The sequence below is a fragment of the Pseudomonas sp. MWU318 genome, assembly GCF_016756945.1.
GTDB classification, from domain to species: Bacteria; Pseudomonadota; Gammaproteobacteria; order Pseudomonadales; family Pseudomonadaceae; genus Aquipseudomonas; species Aquipseudomonas putida_A.
In genome coordinates this window covers 631243-655580 of record NZ_JAESJL010000001.1, presented here as the reverse complement: position 1 = coordinate 655580, position 24338 = coordinate 631243, and the positions used below count along the sequence as shown (strand labels likewise).

At 60.5% G+C, this 24338-nt stretch carries 13 protein-coding genes; 8 read left to right on the top strand and 5 right to left on the bottom strand.

Features of this window, described 5'->3' with window-relative positions; all coding sequences use genetic code 11:
• The first annotated feature begins 245 nt into the window (after positions 1-245).
• The 4 genes from JN524_RS02705 to JN524_RS02690 are packed head-to-tail and all read left to right on the top strand — an operon-like array spanning position 246 to position 5772.
• Positions 246-2096, top strand: a complete 1851-nt coding sequence (locus JN524_RS02705; protein WP_202368373.1) for an extracellular solute-binding protein — start codon at positions 246-248, stop codon at positions 2094-2096.
• Positions 2083-3147 (top strand): microcin C ABC transporter permease YejB, encoded by a 1065-nt coding sequence (locus JN524_RS02700; RefSeq protein ID WP_202368372.1) that lies wholly within the window; start codon positions 2083-2085, stop codon positions 3145-3147. Before JN524_RS02705 ends, JN524_RS02700 begins: the two co-directional genes overlap by 14 nt.
• Positions 3147-4169: an ABC transporter permease gene (locus JN524_RS02695; RefSeq protein WP_202368371.1), complete on the top strand. Its 1023-nt coding sequence runs from the start codon at positions 3147-3149 to the stop codon at positions 4167-4169. Before JN524_RS02700 ends, JN524_RS02695 begins: the two co-directional genes overlap by 1 nt.
• Position 4170: 1 nt before the next feature.
• Positions 4171-5772 carry an ABC transporter ATP-binding protein gene (locus tag JN524_RS02690; protein WP_202368370.1) on the top strand — a complete coding sequence of 534 codons (1602 nt, stop codon included), beginning with the start codon at positions 4171-4173 and terminating at the stop codon, positions 5770-5772.
• 141 nt (positions 5773-5913) lie between these two features.
• Here JN524_RS02690 and JN524_RS02685 read toward each other — a convergent pair whose 3' ends face one another.
• Together JN524_RS02685 and JN524_RS02680 are read right to left on the bottom strand one after the other, a co-directional pair.
• Positions 5914-6231 carry an SCP2 sterol-binding domain-containing protein gene (locus tag JN524_RS02685; protein ID WP_027613701.1) on the bottom strand — a complete coding sequence of 106 codons (318 nt, stop codon included), beginning with the start codon at positions 6229-6231 and terminating at the stop codon, positions 5914-5916.
• Between the two features lie 62 nt (positions 6232-6293).
• Positions 6294-7004, bottom strand: a complete 711-nt coding sequence (locus JN524_RS02680) for a histidine phosphatase family protein (RefSeq protein ID WP_202368369.1) — start codon at positions 7002-7004, stop codon at positions 6294-6296.
• 204 nt (positions 7005-7208) lie between these two features.
• Between JN524_RS02680 and sohB the strand changes: the two genes are divergently transcribed.
• Together sohB and JN524_RS02670 are read left to right on the top strand one after the other, a co-directional pair.
• Positions 7209-8240 (top strand): protease SohB, encoded by a 1032-nt coding sequence (gene sohB, locus JN524_RS02675; protein ID WP_027613703.1) that lies wholly within the window; start codon positions 7209-7211, stop codon positions 8238-8240.
• 142 nt (positions 8241-8382) lie between these two features.
• Complete coding sequence (locus tag JN524_RS02670; RefSeq protein WP_237402916.1) at positions 8383-13158, top strand: dermonecrotic toxin domain-containing protein; 4776 nt, start codon at positions 8383-8385, stop codon at positions 13156-13158.
• Between the two features lie 24 nt (positions 13159-13182).
• Here the strand turns inward: JN524_RS02670 and JN524_RS02665 are convergent, their stop codons facing one another.
• Together JN524_RS02665 and JN524_RS02660 are read right to left on the bottom strand one after the other, a co-directional pair.
• A complete protein-coding gene (locus JN524_RS02665) occupies positions 13183-13677 on the bottom strand; it encodes a DUF934 domain-containing protein (protein ID WP_202368368.1) in 495 nt (164 codons plus the stop codon).
• The gene (locus JN524_RS02660; protein WP_202368367.1) at positions 13661-15319 is read right to left on the bottom strand and encodes a nitrite/sulfite reductase; all 1659 of its coding nucleotides are present in this window, start codon (positions 15317-15319) and stop codon (positions 13661-13663) included. The genes JN524_RS02665 and JN524_RS02660 overlap by 17 nt, the downstream gene beginning before the upstream one ends.
• A 524-nt stretch (positions 15320-15843) precedes the next feature.
• On the opposite strand from JN524_RS02660, the gene JN524_RS02655 reads away from it, so the two are divergent.
• The gene (locus tag JN524_RS02655; protein ID WP_202368366.1) at positions 15844-16917 is read left to right on the top strand and encodes an ABC transporter substrate-binding protein; all 1074 of its coding nucleotides are present in this window, start codon (positions 15844-15846) and stop codon (positions 16915-16917) included.
• Positions 16918-16923: 6 nt separating this feature from the next.
• On the opposite strand, the gene JN524_RS02650 is transcribed toward JN524_RS02655, so the two are convergent.
• The gene (locus JN524_RS02650; protein ID WP_007967863.1) at positions 16924-17142 is read right to left on the bottom strand and encodes a DUF2970 domain-containing protein; all 219 of its coding nucleotides are present in this window, start codon (positions 17140-17142) and stop codon (positions 16924-16926) included.
• Between the two features lie 177 nt (positions 17143-17319).
• Between JN524_RS02650 and JN524_RS02645 the strand changes: the two genes are divergently transcribed.
• On the top strand, positions 17320-24336 hold the full coding sequence (locus JN524_RS02645) for an NEL-type E3 ubiquitin ligase domain-containing protein (RefSeq protein ID WP_202368365.1): 7017 nt from the start codon (positions 17320-17322) through the stop codon (positions 24334-24336).
• Positions 24337-24338 lie beyond the last annotated feature (2 nt).

The window sequence follows — 24338 nt, the reverse complement described above, 5'->3', positions numbered from 1 at the left end:
GGCAGCTCCTACAGGGATCGGATTTCATGGAAGGGGCGGGTTTTAGTCACTTATTGATCTAAGCCTGCCCTATAAAAATTGCCGGCCTGTTGCACATCACAGGTAGGCAGGATGTTTGGTGATTGTTCGGGCCTCATCGCTGGCAAGCCAGCTCCCACAGTGACTTGTGAACACCACTAACCGTGTGGGAGCTGGCTTGCCAGCGATGAGGCCATAAGCAGCACCGTGCAAAAAAGGATCTGCCAATGCTTTCAAGGCTCATTCTGCTCAGCGCTTTTGCGCTGCTAAGCCCATTCAGTTGGGCCGCCCCACAAACCGCCCTCACGGTCTACGGCGAAGCCCCCAAATACGCTCCGGACTTTCAGCACCTGGCCTACGCCAACCCCAACGCGCCCAAGGGCGGGACGCTACGGCGCTCCTCACTGGAAAGCGGCCCGTTCGATCACCTGATTCCGTACATCGACAAAGGCACCGGTGTCGCCGACATCGATGGCTGGCTCTACGCGCCGCTGGCCTATCGCAGCAAGGACGAACCCTATAGCGTCTACGGCCTGGTGGCGCAGCAGATGGAACTGGATGCGGATCGTCGCTGGCTGCGCTTCTACCTCAATCCCAAGGCGCGGTTCGACGACGGCACGCCAATCACTGCCGAAGACGTGCGTTACACCTTCGAGCTGTTCACCACTCAGGGCAGCCTCAAATATCGCCAGCAGTTTCGTGACGTCGCCGACGTAGTGGTGGAGTCGCCAACGCAAGTGCGCTTCAATTTCAAGAACAACGACAGCCGCACCTTGCCACTGGATCTGGCAACGCTGCCGGTGTTACCGGAACACTGGTGGCGCACGCGCAATTTCGCCGAGGGCGCCGGTTTCGAGATCCCGCCGGGCAGCGGCCCGTACCGGATCAGCGCGGTGGATGCCGGCCGCAGCGTGAAATTTCAGCGCGTTGCCGACTGGTGGGCCAAGGACCTGCCGATCACTCGCGGCCTCTATAACTTCGATCACTTGAGCGTGGAGTTCTTCGCCGACACCGATGTTTCCCGGCAAGTGCTCAAGGCCGGTGGCTTCGATTACAACCGCGAGTTTTCCGCGACCAGTTACACCATCGGCTATGCCGGCGCGGCGCTGGAGCAGGGCAAATTGCTTCGCGAACATCTGGCACCGGGTGCTGCGCAAGGTTCGCAGGGTTTCGTGTTCAACCTGCAAAAACCGATGTTTCAGGATCGTCGGGTGCGGCAGGCGATCGCCATGCTCTGGGATTTCGAGTGGAGCAACCGGCAGATGATGCGCAGCATGTACCTGCGCCAGCGCAGTTACTTTTCGCACAGCGCATTGGCGGCCACCGAGTTGCCGGACGCCGAGGAACTGAAAGTCCTCGAACCGTGGCGCGGCAAGATCCCCGACGAGGTGTTCACCCAAGTCTTCGAAGCACCAAAAACCGATGGCAGCGGCAACATTCGCGCCGAGCAGTTGCAAGCGTTGAAGTTGCTGGAAGCCGCCGGCTGGAAACCCCGTGGCGATCAGTTGGTGAATGCCAAAGGCGAGCCACTGCAGTTCACCTTTCTCAACGGTCAGAAGGGTTTTGAACGGCTGCTGCTGCCGTTCAAGCGCAACCTAGCGCAGATCGGTATCGGCTTCGATATTCGCCAGGTCGACACCGCGCAATACACCAACCGCGTGCGCAATCGCGACTACGACATGATCGTGGTCGGCTACCCGGTAAGTCAGGCGCCGGGGCGCGAGATGTTCAATTACTTCGGCTCCGACGGCGCCGACGATCCCGGCTCGAACAACTACATGGTGTTGCGCGATCCGGCCGTCGATGCCTTGCTCGAAGGGCTGGTGCAGGCCGACAACCGCGAAAGCCTGCTGCGCCATGCCCACGCTTTGGATCGGGTGTTGCAGTGGGGTTATTACTGGATTCCCAACTATTACCCGCCGGGGATTTCCACGGTGTGGTGGAACCGTTTTGGTCGCCCGGCAACGGCGCCGCTGTATGACGCCGGACTCGATACCTGGTGGGAAATCAGCCCGACCGCGCTGACCGCCACGCAGATGCAGCAACAGCAAAAGGAGTACGCCCATGTTGGGTTATAGCCTGCGGCGTCTGCTGCTGATCGTGCCGACGTTGCTCGCCATTCTGCTGGTCAACTTCGTCATTGTGCAGGCCGCGCCGGGTGGCCCGGTGGAACAGGCGATTGCCCGGTTGCAGGGCATTGGTGTCGGCGCGGCGGTGGGCGGTGGTCATGTTGAAACCATCGGTGGCGAATCCCGCGCCACCCGGGGTCTCGACCCGAAACTGGTGGCCGACATCGAGCGCCAGTACGGCTTCGACAAACCGGCTGATGAGCGCCTGTGGCTGATGCTCAAGAGCTACGCGCAACTGGATTTCGGCCAGAGCTTTTTCCGCGGTGCCAGCGTCACCGAACTGATCTGGCAGAAGTTACCAGTGACCTTGTCACTGGGCTTGTGGGCCACGTTGATCACTTATCTGGTGTCGATTCCGCTGGGCATCCGCAAGGCCGTGCACAACGGTTCGGCGTTCGATGTCTGGAGCAGCGTGGCGATCATCGTCGGCTACGCGATGCCGGGGTTTCTGTTTGCTCTGCTGCTGATCATCGTGTTTGCCGGCGGCAGCGCGCTGGACTGGTTTCCGGTACGCGGACTGGTCTCCGACAACTTCGCCGAGCTGTCGCCGTGGGCCAAGGTCGCGGACTACTTCTGGCATCTGGTGTTGCCGGTCACCGCGCTGGTGATCGGCGGATTCGCCACGCTGACCATCCTCACCAAAAACAGCTTTCTCAACGAGATCTCGCGGCTGTATGTGGTGACGGCGCGGGCCAAGGGCCTGAGTGAACGTCAGGTGCTGTACGGCCATGTGTTTCGCAACGCGATGCTGCTGGTGGTGGCCGGCCTGCCTCAGGCACTGGTGACGGTGTTTTTCGGCGGCTCGCTGCTGATCGAAGTGATCTTCTCGCTGGATGGCCTTGGTCGCCTGAGTTACGAAGCGGCGGTGTCGCGCGACTACCCGGTGGTGTTCGGTTCGCTGTTCATCTTCACCCTGTTCGGCCTGCTGATAAAACTCCTCGGCGACCTGTGCTACACGCTGGTCGACCCGCGCATCGACTTCACCGCGAGGACTGCCTGATGCTGACCTTATCTCCCATAGGACAGCGCCGTTGGGCGCGGTTCAAGGCGCATCGGCGTGGCTGGTGGTCACTGTGGCTGTTTTTGCTGCTGTTCGGCCTGAGCCTGGGCGGCGAGCTGATCGCCAATGACAAACCGCTAATGGTCGAGTATCGGGGCCAGTGGTACTTCCCGGCGTTCAAGCGCTACACCGAGCAGGATTTCGGCGGCGAACTGCCGTTCCAGCCGGACTATCGCAGCGCGCAGGTGCGGCAACTGATCGAGGGGCAGGGCGGGCGGATGTGGTTTGCGCCGATCCCGTTCGGTTTCGATACGGTGAATTACGACCTGACTGAACCGGCACCGAGTCCACCGAGCGGCGAGAACTGGCTGGGCACTGACGATCAGGCGCGGGATGTGCTGGCGCGGGTGATCTTCGGTACGCGGGTGTCGCTGCTGTTTGCCTTGGCGCTGACTGCCTCCAGTGCGCTGATCGGCATTGCGGCCGGGGCCTTGCAAGGTTATTACGGTGGCTGGGTCGATCTGCTCGGGCAGCGGTTGCTGGAAGTGTGGTCGGGGCTGCCGGTGTTGTATCTGCTGATTATTCTGTCCGGGTTCGTCGAGCCGAATTTCTGGTGGTTGCTGGGGATCATGGCGCTGTTTTCCTGGCTGAGTCTGGTCGATGTGGTGCGCGCCGAGTTCCTGCGCAGCCGCGGTCTGGAATACGTGAAAGCCGCGCGGGCGCTGGGGGTTGGCGATGTGCAGGTGATCAGTCGGCACATCCTGCCCAACGCCATGAGTGCGACCCTGACCTATTTGCCGTTCATTCTTACCGGAGCGATCGCGACCCTGTCGGCGCTGGATTTTCTCGGTTTCGGCATGCCCGCCGGCAGCGCCTCGCTGGGCGAACTGATTGGCCAGGGCAAGAGCAATCTGCAAGCGCCGTGGTTGGGGCTGACGGCATTTTTTGCCCTGGCGCTGATTCTTTCTCTGTTGGTGTTCATCGGTGAGGCCTGCCGAGATGCTTATGATCCGAGGGCTTGAGATGAGCGATAACCTGATCGAAATCCGCGACCTGCGTGTGGCGTTCAACGGCCAGCCAGTGGTGCATGGCATCGACCTCGATATTCGTCCGGGCGAATGCCTGGCACTGGTCGGCGAGTCCGGCTCGGGCAAATCGGTGACCGCCCACAGCATCCTGCAATTGCTTGATCCGAACATCACGCGGATCGACGGCAGCATTCGTTATGCCGGGGAAGAGCTGCTCGGCGTGCATGAGCGCTATCTGCGCCAGTTACGGGGCAACCGTATCGCGATGATTTTTCAGGAGCCGATGAGCTCGCTGAATCCGCTGCACACGATCGAGCGGCAACTCGGTGAGAGCCTGGCGCTGCACAAAGGCCTGGCCGGCGCGCAGGCCCGTGAACGGATTCTTGAACTGCTCGAACTGGTGGGGATTCAGAAACCGCGCGAACGGCTCAAGGCCTATCCGCATCAACTCTCCGGCGGCCAGCGCCAGCGGGTGATGATCGCCATGGCGCTGGCTTGCGAGCCGCAATTGCTGATCGCCGACGAGCCGACCACCGCGCTGGATGTGACGGTGCAGCGCAGGATTCTGTTGCTGCTTAAAGAGCTGCAACAGCGCCTGGGCATGGCGCTGTTGATCATCAGCCATGACTTGAATCTGGTGCGCACCATTGCGCAACGGGTGGCGGTGATGCGCGGTGGGCGGATCGTCGAGCAGGCGTCGTGCGAGCAACTGTTCCGTGCGCCGCAGCATCCCTATAGCATCGAGTTGCTCAACGCCGAGCCGGGGGGCGAGGCGCTATGCCGGGATGTGGCGCAGGACTTGTTGCAGGTGCGCGATCTGCATGTGCGCTTTCGCCTGGGTGGTGGCTGGCTGCGGCCGAAGAATTGGCTGCAGGCGGTCAAGGGCATTGATCTGAACCTGCAGCGCGGCAAGACGCTGGGGATTGTCGGCGAGTCGGGCTCGGGCAAGTCGACCTTGGGTCAGGCGATTTTGCGCCTGATCGACGCCGAGGGCAGCATTCGCTTTGCCGGTGAGGCGCTGGAGCTATTGAGCGGCAAGCAACTGCGGCCGCTACGCAAACGCCTGCAAGTGGTGTTTCAGGATCCGTTCGGCAGCCTCAGTCCGCGCCTGTGCGTGGCGCAGATCATTGCCGAAGGCTTGCAGGTGCACAGTGATTTGAATGCTGCCGAGCGTGAGCAGGCGGTGATCGATGTGCTGCGTGAAGTCGGTCTGGATCCGGCGACCCGACATCGCTATCCGCACGAGTTCTCCGGTGGCCAGCGGCAACGGATCGCCATCGCTCGGGCGCTGGTGCTCAAGCCTGATTTGATTCTGCTCGATGAGCCGACCTCGGCACTGGATCGCACGGTGCAGAAGCAGATCGTTGCTTTATTGCGGCGACTGCAGGAAGAGCACGGGTTGACTTACCTGTTCATCAGTCATGATCTGGCGGTGGTGCGGGCGTTGGCCCATGACCTGATTGTGATGAAGGATGGCGAAGTGTTGGAGCGGGGCGAGACCAATGTGCTGTTCAGTGCGGCGCAACATCCCTATACGCAGGAGCTGCTGGCGGCATCAAATGTTGGCGCGAAATCTTTTCCCGACAGGCACTTGTAGGAGCTGTCGAGTGAAACGAGGCTGCGATCTTTTGATCGTAAAAGCAAGATCAAAAGATCGCAGCGTGCCGCAGCTCCTACAGGGGCCAGACGCAAAAATCCCGCCACAGAGGCGGGATTTTCTTTAAGCCGGTCGCAGGTCTTACGATGGAAACAGCTCGGACAGTTTCATCGACAGCATCATGTCGCCTTCAACGCGCAGCTTGCCGCCCATGAACGCTTGCATGCCGTCGGTTTCACCGCTGACGATGTCTTTCAGAGTTGCGCTGTCCAGTACCAGGGTGCAGTTGGCGTCCGGGTTTTCACCTTCCTGGATGTCGCAAGTACCGTCTTTGACGATCAGCGCGTAGTGCTTGTCTTCGTCGGTGATGTTGAAACCGAAAACCAGATCCAGACCGGCAGCAGCGGCTGGGTTGAACTTGGCTTGCATCGCTTTTACGGCATCAGCTACGGAGGTCATGGTTCGATCCTTTCTTGGGTTAGGCGCTGGTTGATTACAGCAAGGGTCACAATTATCCGGACTCAGCGGAAAGTGATGAGTTCCGGAGCCTTCAGCAGTTGCAGGTGTGCGTGACTGTTGAAGGAGGCCAAAGCCACCTCGCGACCGCGGAACTTCAGCTGGTTGAGCGAGGTGTTGACGATTTGCCAATTCAGTTCAAAGGCCTGCCGGGCAGGCATTTGGGTAATCAGGTGGAGCAGGGCGGTGATGGTGCCGCCGGAGGTGAACACGGCGATTTTCTGGTTGCCGTCGGCCTGTTCGAGGATCCGGTGCAGGCCACCCTGAACCCGCTCGACAAACCCCAGCCAGCTTTCCAGCCCGGGTGTGTCGTAGGTGCCAGCCAGCCAGCGCTCGATGACCAGGGCGAAGATACGCTGGAATTCAGCGCGGTTCTGCGCCGCGTTGCGCAGGATGTCGATGGCTTCCGGCTCGTCCTCGAGCATGGCCGGGATCAGGGCGCGGATGATCGCGTCGGCATTGAACTCGTTGAACGCGGAGTCGGTCTCCAGCGTCGGTACCGACAGGCCCTTGGCGCTGAATTGCTCCAGCGCACTGCTGGCCGTGTGTTGCTGACGACGCAGGTCGCCGGCCAGGCAGCGATCAAAGCGGATTCCCAGCTCGGCGAGGTGCTGGCCGAGGACTTCTGCCTGGCGCACACCGATGGGCGACAGGACGTCATAGTCGTCTGCACCAAAGGAGGCCTGGCCATGTCGAATCAGATAGATGCTGCCCACGTCCGCGTCATCCCGGTACGTTGAAGGTTTGGCGAGGTTATGAGGATGAAAGAGTGCTGTCAATGAAAAAACATACGCTTGTTTGAAATGCTCGTTACAGGCCTGTTGCCAGAGGTTTCACGGCTGGCCGACGAGGCGGCGCATGGGTATGCTGGAACCATCCCGCGCGTGTTTTGCATCCGCGCATTGTTTTAAGGAGTCTCTGTGGAGTTTTTCACCGAATACGCCAGCTTCCTGGCCAAGACCGTAACGCTGGTGGTCGCCATCCTGGTGGTGCTCGCCAGTTTTGCTGCATTGCGCAGCAAGGGCCGGCGCAAGTCGGCAGGGCAGTTGCAGGTCAGCAAGCTCAACGATTTCTATAAAGGCTTGCGTGAACGTCTGGAGCAGACCCTGCTCGACAAGGATCAGCTCAAGGCTTTGCGCAAGGGCCAGGCCAAATCGGAAAAATCCGAGAAGAAGCAGAAGAACAAACCCGAGAGCAAATCCCGGGTGTTCGTGCTCGATTTCGACGGTGACATCAAGGCCTCGGCCACCGAGAGCCTGCGTCACGAAATCACCGCACTGCTGACCCTCGCCACGCCAAAGGACGAAGTGGTACTGCGTCTGGAAAGCGGCGGCGGCATGGTGCACAGCTACGGCCTGGCGTCTTCGCAACTGGCACGTATTCGCGAAGCCGGCGTGCCCTTGACCGTGTGCATCGACAAGGTCGCGGCCAGCGGCGGTTACATGATGGCCTGCATTGGCGAGAAGATCATCAGCGCACCGTTCGCGATCCTCGGTTCGATCGGCGTCGTCGCGCAGTTGCCCAACGTCAATCGCCTGCTGAAAAAGCACGACATCGACTTTGAAGTGCTGACTGCCGGTGAATACAAGCGCACCCTGACCGTGTTTGGCGAAAATACCGAAAAGGGCCGCGAGAAATTCCAGGAAGACCTGGACATTACTCATCAACTGTTCAAGAACTTCGTTTCCCGTTATCGCCCGCAACTGGCCATCGACGAAGTGGCCACCGGTGAGGTCTGGCTTGGTGTTGCAGCGCTGGACAAACAACTGGTCGACGAACTCAAGACCAGCGATGAATACCTGGCAGACCGGGCGAAGAAAGCCGAGGTTTATCACCTGCATTACGCCGAGCGCAAAAGCCTGCAGGAGCGCATCGGCATGGCTGCCAGCGGTTCAGTGGATCGCGTGCTGCTGAGCTGGTGGAGCCGCTTGACCCAGCAACGCTTCTGGTAAGAAAAGGCCAAAGAAAAACCCCTTTCACTGTAACGGTGAAAGGGGTTTTTTTATGGTGGCGGTATATAGGTATAGTTTGAGTTTGAATAGTTGATTCGAACTTGAAGTTTTTCATCGGCAATTCGCGCTTTTATAAAAAGGCTTGCTCGATAAGCTGTTGCTACTTTCAGCTTTCGAGATGTTCAATATGGCTTCTTTACCTGTCCAGGCTGTCACGCCTGTATTAACACCCGAACAAAAAGGCATGTTCTTTGAGTTAATCAAGAACAATGCTCCCGGCTGGCTGCTGTCGGCATCGGATGAACTGCGTCAGAAACTTTACCAAAGCATGATGGCCAGCCATCGCGCCCAAAGTGAAGTGGACCCGTTTCTGAAGACGCTCAAGTCGCCCGAAGCATTTTGCGCGCCGTTACTGACCAGCGCCATGTCGCAAAGACTCGGCCAGCCGCTGGTAATAACGGGTGTGATTTTTCAGCACGTGCGCTCCACTTCCAGCCTGCTGGGCTTGCGCAGGAAGCTGGTATTGCCAATCGATCGGGATCTGCTGATGGCCGCCTGTGAGAATTTTGAAATCAGCGAGACACAGGCGACCAATTACAACGACACTTCATTGATCTATATCCCCGAAAAAGTCACTGGTCGGGAAGCTCGTATATTGCCGATACAACCCCATGAATTTGCGCGATTGTGTCGAACGCTGGATTTGGGAAAACAGTATCAGGAACATCTTCGTGCGGTGTTCAACATCAGCGCCGATGATCATCCATTACGCAGCAAGTTTGTTGCGAACTTGCAGTGTCGCTTCGAGGTGGATCGGCATATAGCAGTAATGAAGAACCATATCAGTGTCGAAGTTCATCGGATGTTACAGGGAGTAGAGGAGCGCGCGGGCCGGATCAGGCTGGGAACCAACACCCTGGGTTATCAGGCCTTGCGGATGCTTGGCGCCACACTCAACGGTGCGCTGTTTATCGGCCCGGTCAGCGAGCACGCCGACAACGACTACCGTTGCGTTGTTTACCTGCCAGGTGATCCTCGGCACCCGCTCAAGGAGTACTCCTCCTTCAGCAATTTCGAGAAAGAGCTGAGCGAGCGATTGAAAGACAGGGGATTTCGCCAGTTCTTCATGCGCTATATCAAGATCGGCGAACGCGCCGCGTGGGTGACGGACCTCGAACAGCGCCTGTATCCACGCAGTCACTCGATGCTGCCTCCTACGGTTTTGTATGTGACATTGTCCGGTGTCGATTTCGCGGGTGATCCGTTCAATCTGATGTATCGCCAACACGCCGAACAAACCATGGCGGACGCGCGGCTCATTGTGGTTCCCACGGACGATGAGGACGAAAAAAGCCGACTTGCCCGACTGGACACCTACAAGGCGATCGGCCTGGATCTTTTACTGGTGGCCGCATCGTTCATCCCCGTTGCCGGTGAGTTATTGCTGGCGGTCGCGGCGGTGCAATTGCTCTCGCATGTTTACGAAGGGATCGCCAGCTGGTCCAGAGGCGAGCAGGAACAGGCAACGGATTACTTTTTCGATGTCGTCGAAAACCTGATTCTGATGGCGGCTTTCGCCGCCGGTACGCGGGCGGTGAGCAGCGCGTTCAAGGTCGTCCGGTCATCGGTGTTCATTGAGCGCTTGCGCCTCGTCAGCCTGGCTTCAGGGCAGCCTCGCCTCTGGAAGCCCGACCTGCGCCCCTATCGGCTGCGTCGAGCACCGCCTGCCGGGGTGCGACCCGATGAGCGAGGCTTGCGCTGGGTCGACGGTCAAGCGTTTCTGACGCTCGATACACACCATCATGCGGTGCGGCCCGAACCGCAGACCGGATTGTGGGAGGTGGTGGCGCCACCGGCCTCTACGATCCGCTATTCGCCGCTTCTCGAAACCAACGACCGGGGGGCCTGGCGGCATGATTCAGAACGGGTTCAGGACTGGGATCGATTAAGACTGTTTCGCCGCTTCGGCTACGCGCGCGAGGACGTGTCGGATGCCGTCGCGCTGCAGATCCTGGACGTCAGTGGCATCGAGGACAGCGTGATGCGCCAGGTTCATGTGGATCGTGGCCATCCGCCGGCGTTGTTGGTCGACACGCTCCGGCGGTTTCGCGCCGATGCAGCGGTGACGGATTTCATCGATCAACTGCAGATTCCGCTGTCGGCGCCCTTGGCAGACCCTGACCTGCAATTGCACTTGTTGACCACATCGACTGCCTGGCCGGCCGACACTGTGGTCAGTGTCCTCGAGGCCGCGGGCACGCAACTGAGCCGTTATGGCGCGCCAACCGCGACCACGACCCTGACCATCAGCCAGCAGGACTTGAGCGGAGGGAAACTCTACCGGTCCCTGCTGGCGGCCCTCGGTAACCGGCAGCGCGAGAGCCTGCTCGGGCTGACCTCCCTGGACCCGGCCGTTCAGGCCCGCAGGCTACAGCAAATCGTCGATGCACAAGCGCAAGGTCATCGAGTGCAGCTGTTCCAGCGAATCTACAGGCGCACCGAAGTGGCGGGTAATGGCAGGGTGTCGTTCCTTCAGCACTCCTTCGCCGATCTGCCCGCCAGTGTTGCCGAAGAATTGGTGGAGGGTGCGTTGAGTGGCGAGGCGCAAGAGCTGGATGCGGGTCGCGTACCGTTGCGACTGGCGCAAGAAGTCCGTCGATATCAGCAGGCGATCGCTGTCTGTCGGGCCTATGAAGGGTTGCACCTGGATAGCGGCGGTGGTCAAGACACCCACCGCGTGGTGCTCGATGCCCTTGAGCACTTGCCGGGTGGGTCGGGAACGTCATCGTCGCAGATACAGGACGCAGCGGTCAGTCACGACGAGCGTGCGGCGACGGGATCAGGCAAGCCTTATTTTCAGGTGCTATGGCAGGGGATGTCGACGCATCACCGATCCGCGCTGGGCCTCTCGGGCGAAACAACTTCGCAAGCACTGCGGGAGAAAATCACTCAGCTTGCCTACGAACGTCGAGCGACGTTCGCCAGGACGATTGGGGAGCGCCCCGGCGCTGTTTCGCCCCTGAGGCGGGCACACCGTCCACAGGCAGGGGCAGGGACACATTCCGGTACCGATATTTCGGTGATGATACGCCGTGCCCAGGAACTCTATCCGGCACATTCCCCCGCGCAGATCCATGCGCTACTGAACGCCCTGGGCAGAAATGAGATATCGGTGTTGATGAAGCTGGAGATGCTGCGACGGGAATTTCTCGGTATCCGCGCAGCCTTGAACCATTGGGTGACACGGGAAACCTGGTGCAATGGCGTTGATGGTTCATGGCGTGAAGTTCCACGGGCGCCGAAGGTTCGTGCGATGCGCGCGATCATCCGCTGTTGGCGCAGAGAGCCAGGATCTTTTGAGGATGCCTTGCCCGATACCTTGAGCTTGCCGCCGGAGCCTTTGGGCGAGTTGCCATTGGTGGTCGGCGACTTCCGCCATGTCACGCATCTGGTGATGGACGGCATTAATCCGACACTGGGGCTGACGGCGTTTCTGCATAATTTCAGCAACCTGCGAAGTCTTTCCCTGAGGGGAAATCAACTGACCCGGCTACCGTTGGCGCTGGAGCGTTTGCCCTGGTTGACGCATCTGGATCTGAGTGACAATCGGATTCGGCTGCCGTCTGCATCGGCGCCTTCGCTGGTGCAGCTGACCAATCTGCGGGTACTGGATCTGGATTTCAATCCGGACCTTGTGCATGCCCCGGATGTCAGTCTGCTGCCGAACCTGGAAATACTGCGCTTGCGTGGTTGCGCCATTGATCGCTGGCCTGAAGGGATTGTCGGTTTGAACCGACCGCAATTGCTCGATTTGCGCGATAACCAGATAACCACCATACCGCAGGCGGTTCTCATGGGGCCGCCGGCGTTGAACCGCGCCATTCGGCTGATTGGCAATCCCTTGGCGCCTGACGCCTTGCTGAAGATCGTTGCGTACCAGCAGGCGAACGGTGCCAGTTTCGGAGTGATCGGCCGGGCCTATCGTCATCAGCCAAGACCTGGTGTGCAGCCTGAGGGCCAGAGTGCCCGCTGGTTGACCGACCAGCCTGCCGCCGTAGCGACGCCGCGCAGCGTGATGTGGGAGGCCGTGAGGGCCGCGCCTGGCTCGCGGGATTTCTTTGTCGTACTTTCGCAATTGATCCATACGGCTGATTACACCAGGTTGTACCCGTATTTCAGTGAGCGCGTGTGGAATGTCATCGAGGCAGCGGCTGAAGATACATGGCTGCGCGGCCGGTTGTTCAGCACGGCCCGTGTCGGCACCACCAGCGTCGATGGCTACTCGGCGGTGTTCAGCGAAATGGAAGTTCAGGTGTTGTGCTATCGGGCCATGGTCGCGTCCGGAGTCGGCGGCGCATCGCTCGAACGGCAATTGACCGGGTTGCTCAGAGGCCTGTTCCGCTTGCAGGCTTTGGAGCAGCAGGTCGTGGCGGATATCAATGCCAGCGCCCAACCGAGGGTCTACGAGCACGCACTCGAATTCAGCCTGGCCTATCGGGTGGGACTGGCGGGACGGCTCGATCTGCCGGGACAGCCAAGGGCGATAAGCAGCCCTTTGAACGTCGAGGTATCGCAGGAGAACCTGGATCAGGCCTATCAGGCCGTCATGCGTATAGAAAGCTCTTCAGCGTTTCCTGACTGGTGCGTCAGTCAGCGATTCTGGGTCGAATTTCTCGAATCAGTCCACCCTGATGCTTTCGCCGTCATCAATGATCGGACCGCACGGGCACTGGCGCGACTTGACGGGCAGACCGAACTCGCGCGCGATCAGGCAGCGGTGCAGATGAACGCGATTCACGACAATTTCAGAAATGAGCGTCAGGCGCTGATTCGCCAGCTCACCGATCAGGCACTCGCGCGCCATCCGGCCAATGAGCTGGCCAGTTCGGATACAGAAGAGGAGGGAAGTACGCCTTGAGCAGGTGCTCAAGGCGTATTCGAGTCAGCGGCGACGGAACAGCGGCAGCGGTTCGTCAGTGGCGGCCTGGTAGGTCACCGAGAAGTCTTTCAGGCTTTCCAGTGCCTCGTACGGGTCCTTGTCGGCGCGCAGGGCGAACGCATCGAAACCGCAACGGTGCATGTAGAACAGCTGATCGCGTAGCACATCGCCTATCGCCCGCAGTTCACCTTTGAAACCATAGCGGTCGCGCAGCAGACGGGCGTTGGAGTAGTTGCGGCCATCGGTGAAGGCCGGGAAGTTCAGGGCGATCACCTGAAACTGTTCCACGTCGTCACCGATTTCCTCGGCTTCTTCGTCGGCGTCCAGCCACACACCCAGACCGCCATCGCGGGCCTTAAGCGCGTGAGCATGATCGCGCCACAGGGCCAGCGGCACGATCAGGTCGTCGCAGTTGGAGATGCCGTCGAGGGTCGCGTCCTTGGGCAGCAGGTGCCAGGTTTCGTCGACGACTTCGTTGTTCTTAATGATTCGCTGCATAGACGCGTTCCTTGAAGAGGTCGATGCCAATACGCTGGTAGGTGTCGATGAAGCGCTCGTCTTCGGTACGTTGTTCAACGTACACGTCGATCAGCTTCGAGATCACGTCCGGCATGTCGTCCTGGGCGAAGGACGGGCCGAGGATCTTGCCCAGGCTGGCGTCACGGCTGGCGCTGCCACCGAGGGACACCTGGTAGAACTCTTCACCTTTCTTGTCCACCCCGAGGATGCCGATGTGGCCGACGTGGTGGTGACCACAGGCGTTCATGCAACCGGAGATGTTGAGGTCCAGCTCACCGATGTCGAACAGATAGTCCAGGTCGTCGAAACGGCGCTGGATCGATTCGGCGATCGGGATCGACTTGGCGTTGGCCAGCGAGCAGAAATCACCGCCCGGGCAGCAGATGATGTCGGTCAGCAGGCCGATGTTCGGCGTGGCAAAACCGCCTTCACGCAGCTCGCCCCAGAGGGTGAACAACTGGCTCTGCTCGACGTCGGCGAGAATGATGTTCTGCTCGTGGGAGGTGCGCAGTTGACCGAAGCTGTAGCGCTCGGCCAGATCGGCGACGGCATCGAGCTGCTTGTCGGTGATGTCGCCCGGCGCAACGCCGGTCGGCTTCAGCGACAGGGTCACGGCCACATAGCCCGGCTTTTTGTGCGCCAGGGTATTGCGCGAACGCCAGCGGGCGAAACCCGGATGCTCTTTGTCGAGTTCGGCCAGGGCGGCAGTATGGTTCTCCAGAACCTTGTAGTCCGGATCGACGAAGTGCTTGGCGACGCGATGCAGTTCGGCTTCGGTCAGCGTGGTCTGGCCACCGCGCAGGTGTTCCATCTCGGCGTCGACTTTCTGCGCGAACACTTCAGGGGTCAGCGCCTTGACGAGGATCTTGATCCGCGCCTTGTATTTGTTGTCGCGACGGCCATAACGGTTGTACACCCGCAGGATGGCGTCGAGGTAGCTCAACAGGTCCTGCCACGGCAGGAACTCGTTGATGAAGGCGCCGACCACCGGGGTACGGCCCAGGCCACCGCCGACCAGTACACGGAAGCCCAGCTCGCCGGCGGCGTTGTGGACCGGCTCCAGGCCGATGTCGTGGACTTCGATGGCCGCACGGTCAGCGGTCGAACCGTTGACGGCGATCTTGAACTTGCGCGGCAGGTAGGCGAATTCCGGGTGGAATGTCGTCCACTGACGGACGATTTCGCACCATGGGCGTGGGTCGATCACTTCATCGGCAGCGACACCGGCGAACTGGTCGGTGGTGACGTTGCGCAGGCAGTTGCCGCTGGTCTGGATCGCGTGCATCTGCACGGTGGCCAGTTCCGCGAGGATATCCGGGATGTCTTCCACCGCCGGCCAGTTGAACTGCACGTTCTGCCGGGTACTGATGTGGGCGTAGCCCTTGTCGTAGTCGCGGGCAATCTTGGCCATCATGCGCACCTGACGGGAAGTCAGTTGGCCGTAAGGCACCGCCACGCGCAACATCGGCGCAAAACGCTGGATGTAGAGGCCATTTTGCAGGCGCAGGGGGCGGAATTCTTCTTCGCTCAGCTCGCCTGCCAGATAGCGTCGGGTCTGATCACGGAACTGCTTGACGCGGTCCTCGATGATCCGCTGATCGTACTCGTCGTATACGTACATATAAGTCCTGTTCTCAGGCTTTGGGCTACTCGGAAAACGCTGCGTTTTCGCTTGCTGGAGTCCGATGGTGCCTCGGCAATTACGCGCGCACGGCCGCGCACTCCCTAACGGAGCCGGGGCAATATACCCGTTTGCAGTTATGCGCAAAAGTGATGTTTGAGTATATGTAAAGAACCAAATCGCCTAACGAGAATAGTTGTTGATTAACCCACATTTGTCGCGGGGACAATCATCGTCTTAACTGTGATCGAGTCTTTCTGCAATCACCGATAAAACCGACAAGAGGCGATGCAATGAGCAATCCGACCAAGGCAAGAAAAAGCGATAGCAGTGTCGATGCATGGGCCATTCTGTTCCTGATTATTCTGGTAGTAGGGACGGCGGTATTCTGGGTCAGTCATCAGTAAACGACCGATTCGGGCCCGCTTCCGACGATTGTCGGACAAAAAACGGGATCAGGCGTCAATAGTCGCTGGTTCGAGGGCTATAATGCGCGGCCATTTTTCCTTGGGCCCGGATCATTCATGTTGAAGTTTTTCCACCTCAGCCTTCTGCTGTTCGGTGCGGTTTTCGGCTCTGCGGCCCGGGCCGAGTCGGTGCTGTTCCTCAATCCTGGGTCAACTCAGGAAGCCTTCTGGGTCAGCTATTCGCAATTCATGCAGGCGGCCGCCCGCGACCTGGGCGTCGATTTGCAGATTCTCTATTCCCAGCGCCAGCCGGAATTCACCCTGGCCCAGGCCAGAGTTGCCCTGCAGGGACCGAATCGTCCCGACTATCTGGTATTCGTCAACGAGCAGTACGTGGCGCCGCAGATCCTGCGTATGGCGGAGGGCAGCGGGGTCAAGCTGTTCATGGTCAACGCGGTGCTCACCCCCGATCAGCAGGCGATGATCGGCGAGCGTGCCGATCGCATCGGCAGCCTGGTGCCGAATGACGAGGAGGGCGGCTACCTGATGATGAAGGAGCTGATTCGCCTGCATCCGCCGGTGGCGCGGGGCGAACAGATTGAGGTGCTGGCGTTTTCCGGCCTGAAGATCACCCCGTCAGCGCAATTGCGCGAGCAGGGCATGCAACGCGCTCTGGCCGAGCATCCGCAGGTGAGACTGCGGCAACTGGTGTACAGCGGCTGGACCCGGCAGCGTGCCTACGAGCAGGCGCGGCAACTGGTCAGCCGTTATCCGAAGGTGTCGCTGGTGTGGGCAGCCAATGATGAAATGGCCTTCGGCGCCATGCATGCGTTTGCCGAAGCCGGCAAAGTCCCTGGCAAGGATGTGCTGTTCAGCGCGGTCAATACCTCACCCGAGGCGTTGCAGGCGGTGGTCGACGGGCGCTTGAGCGCGCTGGTGGGCGGTCACTTCACCCTCGGCGGCTGGGCGCTGGTGGAGTTGCACGATTATGAGCAGGGCGTCGATCTGGATCGTTTTGGCGGACGTGACCGGCAATTGTCGCTGCTGCAACTGATCGACAAGCATCAGGCACAGCAAATGCTGGCCATGGGCGCGTCGCCGGATTACGGCGTGAGTTTTCGCAAGTTGTCGGCCAAGGGCCACCCCACGTCGTATCGCTACCCGTTCAGCCTGCAGATCCTGATGCACTGAACCCTGTCAGACCCCGGCGAAATGCAGTACCAGCTTGACGATGACAAACAGCGTCAAGGCGAACACGGCGGTGAAGCCGATCCCCAGGATCACGAAATGGCTGGGCTTGCCATGGGTGAAGTCCCTTGCCCGGTTCTTCCCGCTTTGCACGCCGAATGCCGCAGCCATCACGCTGTGCAGCATCTGCCAGAAGCTCGGTGGCTTGTTGTCGACTGGATCGTCCATAAATCCCCCGTCCGAAAGGCTGTCCCGATAGCATAGTCAATCCAGCGGGTTGTGCCGTGGTCGCACGCGGGTTCCAGACTTGTCCGGTAACACGTCCACGCCAAAACGATAACTATGTACCGCAGATCACCGTGGCGGACATGGTGTCCTGTCCTCCCATTTTTCAGGAGAGACAGGATGTCCACTCATCCCCCGACATTGCCCCGCGCGCCGGTCAGCGCCAGCCTTCACGGCAAGCTGCTGGAGCAGATGATCCCCGATTGGCTGATTGCCGCTTCGCCCGCACGGCGAGCCGCGATGAAAGCAGCCAGTACCCGTCCAGCGCACGGCTATCACCATTTCTCGAATGATCAGCAAAAAGCCTTGAAAGACCGGGTCACGGCGGCCTTTGTCGCCCAGACCCGGCTCGACAAGACCATGGCCGGCCTTGAAAGCGTCGATGCATTTGCCCAGGCGCTGCTCGGCAAGGCACTCAAGGACCAATTCAACGTCACGGTCGATCTCGGCAAGACCTTGCTGTGTCTCAGAAGGCCCCTCGAACTCGGGGTGCTGGAGGTGGAAGTTTCCACGTTCGAAGTGTTGAAGCTGCCCTTGCTGCAAGCGGCATTGCACAACTTCGAGGCTTCGGAATGTGAAACAGGTGCCTATTACGCCAGATCCGGTTTCGTGGTCGAGACGGCAACCCCGGGCGAGTTTCAGGCAGTAGACATCGGTATCACGGTCAGGCAGTTTCTGACGCTGTGTCGTTCGCTGGACGTCGGTGCCCGTTATCAGGCAAGGATCAAAGCGTTTTTCGAGAAAACCGACACCTTGCGCCGGCACTTCATTGCCAGCCAGAAAACCGCGTTGCGTGCCGCCGCTGAATGGGCGCTGCTGAAAAAGGACATCGAGCCCGCCGACTACCGGATGATTCTGTCGGTGGTGGACGGCCAGATCCATCCGCAGCTCGACGGCAAGGCCGTGTGGTTTCGTGATCTGAGCCTGATGAAGCGGCGGATGACCGGTTGCGTGGTGTTCAGCATCAGCGAGCGCTACCGCTACACCAACGAGTTCATCGTCTACATTCCCCATGACCCGCAACACCCGCTCAAGCGTTACACCATGGCGCAGATGCGTGAGGTGTTCAAACGCAAGTTCACCGCTGCTGACCCCACGGCTTCGGGGCCAGGCCCGACCGCTTACCAGCAGTTTTTCAGTCAGTTCGTGGCCTATGCCGACCGTCCTTACTATTTCAGTCAGTTCACCCAAAAGGCTGCGGACTCGCCGAGTGACCCGTTGCATTCAATCTGGGTCAAGGTCGCGCAGCTGATACCGCCACTGTCGACCATCGCGCGAATCAAGGAGCTGCCACCCGAAACCCCCGGCAAGCGCGAGCGGCAGCCCGAACCGTTTCTCGACCCGTTGCCGACCACGCGCAAAGGCGTGGCCGGGATCTGGGCCGACAACACCGATCTGTGGCAATACCTCTACGAACAGCACCGGGCCAAATTCATCGCCGATGCGAAGGCCCACGCCGTCCCCACAGCAGACGTCGACGCCCGGGTACGCGCAGAAAAACTCAGTCATCTGCTCGAACTCGGCATGATGGCGTTGAATATGGTGTCGATGTTTGTCCCGGTACTGGGCGAAATCATGATGACCGTGATGGCCGGGCAGTTGCTCTATGAATCATTCGAAGGTGCCATCGAATGGTCGGAAGGTGATCGCCAGGCTGCCAAGGCGCATCTGGTCGATGTGGCGCAGAACCTGGCGCTGATTGGCGTGATGGGCGCGGTCGGCAAGGGCGCAGGCCGACTCCAGGCGGCCTCCGCCGAGCCCGTGATCGAGCACTTGCAACCGGTCGAGCGACCTGATGGCTCGGTCCGCCTGTGGAAGCCTGACCTCGATGCTTACGTCAGTGACAGTGTCTTGCCGGCGAGTGCCGTGCCTGATGCGCAGGGCGTGTATCGATTCGACGGCAAGACCTTCATTCGCCAGCAGGGCAAGCTCTACCAGACGCACTACGACGAGACCCTGAAAAGCTGGCGCATCCGCCACCCGCATGATCCTGCGGCGTATCAACCGATCCTTGAGCACAATCGACTGGGGGCCTGGCGCCACAGCCTGGAGCGACCGCTGAGCTGGGATCGACTGACCCTGCTGCGGCGCATCGGGCATTCGACTGAGGCGTTTTCGGATGCGCAACTGCTCGAAATCGCCGATGTCAGTGGTGTCAGTGATGAGGCCCTGCGTCAGATGCACCTCGATCATCAGCCAGCGCCACTGGCCCTGGCCGATACGCTGCGCCTGTACGAGGCGGATCAGCAGGTCGGGCGGCTGATCGATCAGGTCGAACGAGGAACCCCCCTGGATGATTCGTATCTGCTGACGCTGCCAATGCTCACACAGATGCCGCGCTGGCCGAGCGGAAAGATTCTGCAAGTCTTCGGCGGAGCGCAGTTGTCGGGTCCCAGCCGGCTGTTCGGCGCGGAATCGGGCTCAATCGAGGGCCAGACGCATACACCGATCCAGGTGACCCGCGCCGAAGTGCTCGACGGCCAATTGCCTGAGCGTATTCTGGCCGCGCTGGATGAGCCGCAAACACGTTGGCTGCTGGGCGCCGAGCCGGCGCGTGTGGTCGAATCCTGGCCGCTGGAACTGCGCAAACAGATCGCCGATTACCTGCGCACCCGGCAACCGGCGATGTTCGACAGGCTCTATGACGAGCCCGCGTTGAACGACCGGCGAATCGCCAGGCTGCAAGCCGCGACACCGGGGTTGGGCAGTTCGGCGGCAATCCGCGTGCTGCTGGAGGCGAACGCCGAGGAGCTGGCGCGCCTGCAAAGCCGCAAGCGGGTGCCGTTGCGGCTGCTGGAGATCTCCCGTGAATTTGCCCGGCAGCGCCGCTTCAACCACGCGGTCGCTGGGCTGCACATGGAAAATTCCGGCGGCAGCGAAAGCCAATGGCTGGCCTTGCGCGCCCTGGAACGACTGCCGGGCTGGTCGGACGAGGTGCGTCTCGAGGTGCGCGAAGGTAGCCTCGACGGGCCGTTGATTGACAGTGTCGGCAACGAAAGTGCCGGCCAAACCAAGTATCTGGTCAAGCGCGGGCCGGTCTATCAGGCGTACAACGAGCGTGGGGAGGAGCTCAACAGTATTCCGCGTCACGGCGACAACTTCTTTGCCTCAATCCTCCATGCGTTGCCCGATCAGTCGCGACAGGATCTGGGTTTTGTCCAGGTTACGCGCAGCGCCGGACTGCGTCGGGCACTGATCGGGTATGTGGCCCGACACCGTGCCGAACTGGCGCGACTGGCGAGCAGACGCCATGGCCACAAGAAGCGCTTCAAGGCGCCGGTGCGGGTACGCCAGCACGGGTTGGGTTATTACGCCAGCGGTCGCGGCGAAGGCGTCAATCCGTTGCTGGTGACGCGCGTGCAGGATGTGTATCCGGCGCTAACGGATCAGCAGGCGGGCGGGTTCATTCTCAAACAACTGGCCGCCGGGCGGACTGACGCGCAGATCTACGAGCTGTTGCAAAGGCGCCTGCGTGAATGGCAGGAACTCGAATCGACGCTGGCGCAATGGGAAGGTGTGCCGGCCCCGGAGCCGACGCTGGAGTCGATGATCGGCGGCCGATCCAGCGTGGTGCGCAGCCTCAAGCAGAGCTGGCGCAATTCGCCGCTGGCCGATAGCCGCGTGAGTGCCGCACGACTCGATCTGACCTGCGACGACCCGTTGCCGGTGCTGGCCGCGGATTTTTCGCATGTGCGCGATCTGCGAGTCAGGGGGCGGTGCATCACCGATGCCAACGTCGATGAACTGTTGGGCAGTTTCCCCAGGCTCAAGGCGCTGCGCATCAACGCCACCGCAGAAGCGTTCACTAACGTGCCGGTGGTGTTGCAGAACATGCCGGAATTCACTGACCTGACGCTTTACAGCGCAATGCCCTATGCCGCCGATATGCCGGCACGCCTGGCTCAATTGACCCGGCTGGAAGCTTTGAGTGTCAGCACCTCGAGCTATCAGCCGCTGGCTTTCGACGTCAGCGGCATGCGTAATCTGCGCACACTGGAAATCGTCGCCTATTCATTGTTCGACTGGCCTGCGGGTGCGCTGGAGTTACCGGCCCTGGAGCGTCTGAACCTCAGGGACACCGGAATCAGCACCGTGCCGGCAACACTGTTGCAGGGGCATGGAAAACTCTGGTCGGGGCTGTCGCTGGACTGGTCAAGATTCTCCCGGGAAAACTTCACGGGCGTGTACGAATACGTCAAGACCCATCCAGAACACCTGATCGATCGCGAGACGATGGTCAGGGATTATTGCCGCGGCGAGTTGCGGCGCCTGGGCGAGGGCGTGAATCAATCACCCGAGGGGGTGTTCAATCGTTTCTTCGAGCAATGGCCGGACGAGCAGCAGCGTTTCACCGCGATCAATACCTTGAGCGATCAATATGCCGCGCTGGATAGCCAGCTCAATCAGTGGCAGCAGCGCGTGGTGGTGTCGGAAGAATCGCTGCGCGAACTCGTCGCGCGATCAAACCTGGCCCATGTCCTGAAAACCAGTTGGCGCAAGGGCATGTTCAAACGCTACGGCGCGACCATCAGTGCTTCGACCCTGGACTTGTCGGGGCTGATGCTCAGCGAACTGCCGGCGTTACCCGCTGACGCATTTGCGCATGTACGCACGCTGCTGCTCAACGGTCAGCGCGTTGCAGCTGCGCAGATGCGCGGTTTCCTCAGTGCGTTCAGCGAAGTACGAACCCTCGATCTGAGTGACAATGCCTTGCACGAATGGCCGATCGAGGCGCAAAGCCTTTCGCGCCTGGTGCACCTGGATCTGGCCGACAACCAGTTGACCGACGCTTCAGGCCTGGAGCGCGGATTGAGTGAATTGCCTGCGCTCGAACAGTTGAATCTGCGGAACAATCCGCTAAGCGAACTGAACGTTGGCAGCCAGCAGCGTTTGAAGGCCCTCGACCTGCAGGCAACGCACCTGCAACAGTGGCCGACAGGGGCCGAAGGTCTGTCGCAACTGGCGTGGCTGGATCTGCGCGACACCCGTATCAGCACGCTGCCGCCTGCCGTGCTCGAAAGCACCGCACTGCTCAATACCAACCTGACCGGTACGCCGCTGACCGCCGCGGCGTCGGCTGAACTGCGTCTGGCGCAACGGCGGCTCGAAGACACCCTCGGCCTGCCTGCCGGCGCGCTGGATGCGTTTGCCCGGCAGCCAGTGCCGGCGACCTTTCCGCCGGCAGAGAACGGTGTATCAGTGGCCCGCCAGTTGCTGCCGCTGACGCAGGCACCGGTCAGTACCGGGCTGACACGGATGCGCCAGGACCTGCAGCGAGTGCAGCCGGCCCTTAGCGATGAACAAGCCACGCAAATGATCGAGGCGCTGCGCAATGAGGGTGCAACCGAAGTGCAGATCCGCGAGCGGATCACCGGTTGGAGTCAGACCTTTGAAACCCTCGTTCGCCAACTCAATGGCTGGCTGTATACCCGGGAAACCCGTGGCGTCGATTGGGTTATCTCCTCGCAATCACGCAGCCTGGCGGCGTGGCGCATCCTCACCTGCTGGCGCGCACGGTTATCGGTTGCCGGGGGCGATGCGGTTCTGGATCTCAACGGCCTGCAATTGGGCGATCTGCCGCCGCTGCCTGAAGACTTTGGGCATGTCGGCAGTTTGAATCTGACAGGCACACGAGTGACGGCCGAGGGCAGCAACGGCTTTCTCAAGGCTTTCACCCGCCTGCGCAGTCTGACCCTCAATGGCAATGAGCTCACCGCGCTGCCTGATGCCGTCCGGCAAATGCCGGAGCTTGAGCGACTCGAGCTTGCCAGCAACAACTTCAGTGACACCGAGCATCTGTATGCCGCGCTGTCCGGTCTGCAGCATCTGCAGGCACTGGACCTGGGCTACAACCATCTCGATGCGTTCGACGTCAGTTACTTCGAGCATTTGCATAGTCTGGATCTGCGCAACAACAACCTGGCCGAATGGCCGGCCGGGACGCTGGATGCGCAGCACCTGCGGACACTCAACCTCAGTCGCAACGACATCACCGCCATCCCCGAACAGGCGCTGGACGGTGAGCACGATGAGCTGATGGACGGCACCGACCTGACTGACAACTACAACCTCTCGGAGGAATCCCTCGAAAGGCTCAGAACCTATCAGGCTGCGGGTAACCGCCCGCGAGTGCTCGGTTTTTCCAGTTCCGATCTGGAGGAAATGGCTGACGACGTTGCCGGCGGGCTGAGTGAAACCACCGACAGCATCGAGTCCGACGAAACCCTCCCGGGCGAACAGGCCCATGCGCAACAGAAAGCGCCGTGGCTGGCGAATCTGCCGGCGGAGCAGGCGTTGGCACGCGACAGGCTCTGGGATCAACTCGCTGCCGAACCGGATAGCGCGGCATTCTTCCATTTGCTTGATCGATTGCAGGACACCCAGGAGTTTCGCGTGGCCAACGCCGATCTGACCCGACGGGTGTGGATGGTCATGGAAGCGGCGGCGGCCAACAGTGAGCTGCGCGAGGTGATTTTCGCCGGTTCGGCCACACACGGGACTTGCGTGGACGGGCGCATCCTTACGTTCAGTGGTCTGGAGGGCAAGGTCTTCACTTACAACGCCTTGCTCGATTTGCCGGCCGGCCGCCCGGGAATCCGCGGCGAGGCCTTGTTGTCGCTGTCGCGGCAGCTGTTTCGGCTGGACAAGGTCGATGAACTGGCAAAAGCGGCGGCGGCGCGCAGTGGTTTCGACGAAGCCGAAGTCCGCCTCGGCTACCGGATCGGTCTGACCGGGGGCTGGGACGATGGACTGGAATTGCCCGGGCAGCCGAAAAACATGAAATTTGCCTCCGGTGTCACCCCGCAGCAGTTGGTCAATGCGCGGGCCGAGGTGGTTAACGCGGAACGCTCCGAGAGATTTCTGGAGGACCTGATCCAGCGCGATTACTGGCTGGACTATCTCAAGGAGCAGCAGCCCGAAGCGTTCAGGCAAATGGATGAACTGCAGTTGATGGAGGAGGGTGAGGACGAAGGCTTGAGTGCTGACGATCCGCTGTATCTGAGCAGGTTGTTCGACCAGGCGGCCGCGCGAAATGCCAGGCTCATCGAATTGTCGCGAGAGGAGATCGAACGGATCGGTTTGTCTGCCGGCAACGCACAACGGCCCGGTACGTCCGGGCCATTGTCAGGCGGGTAAAA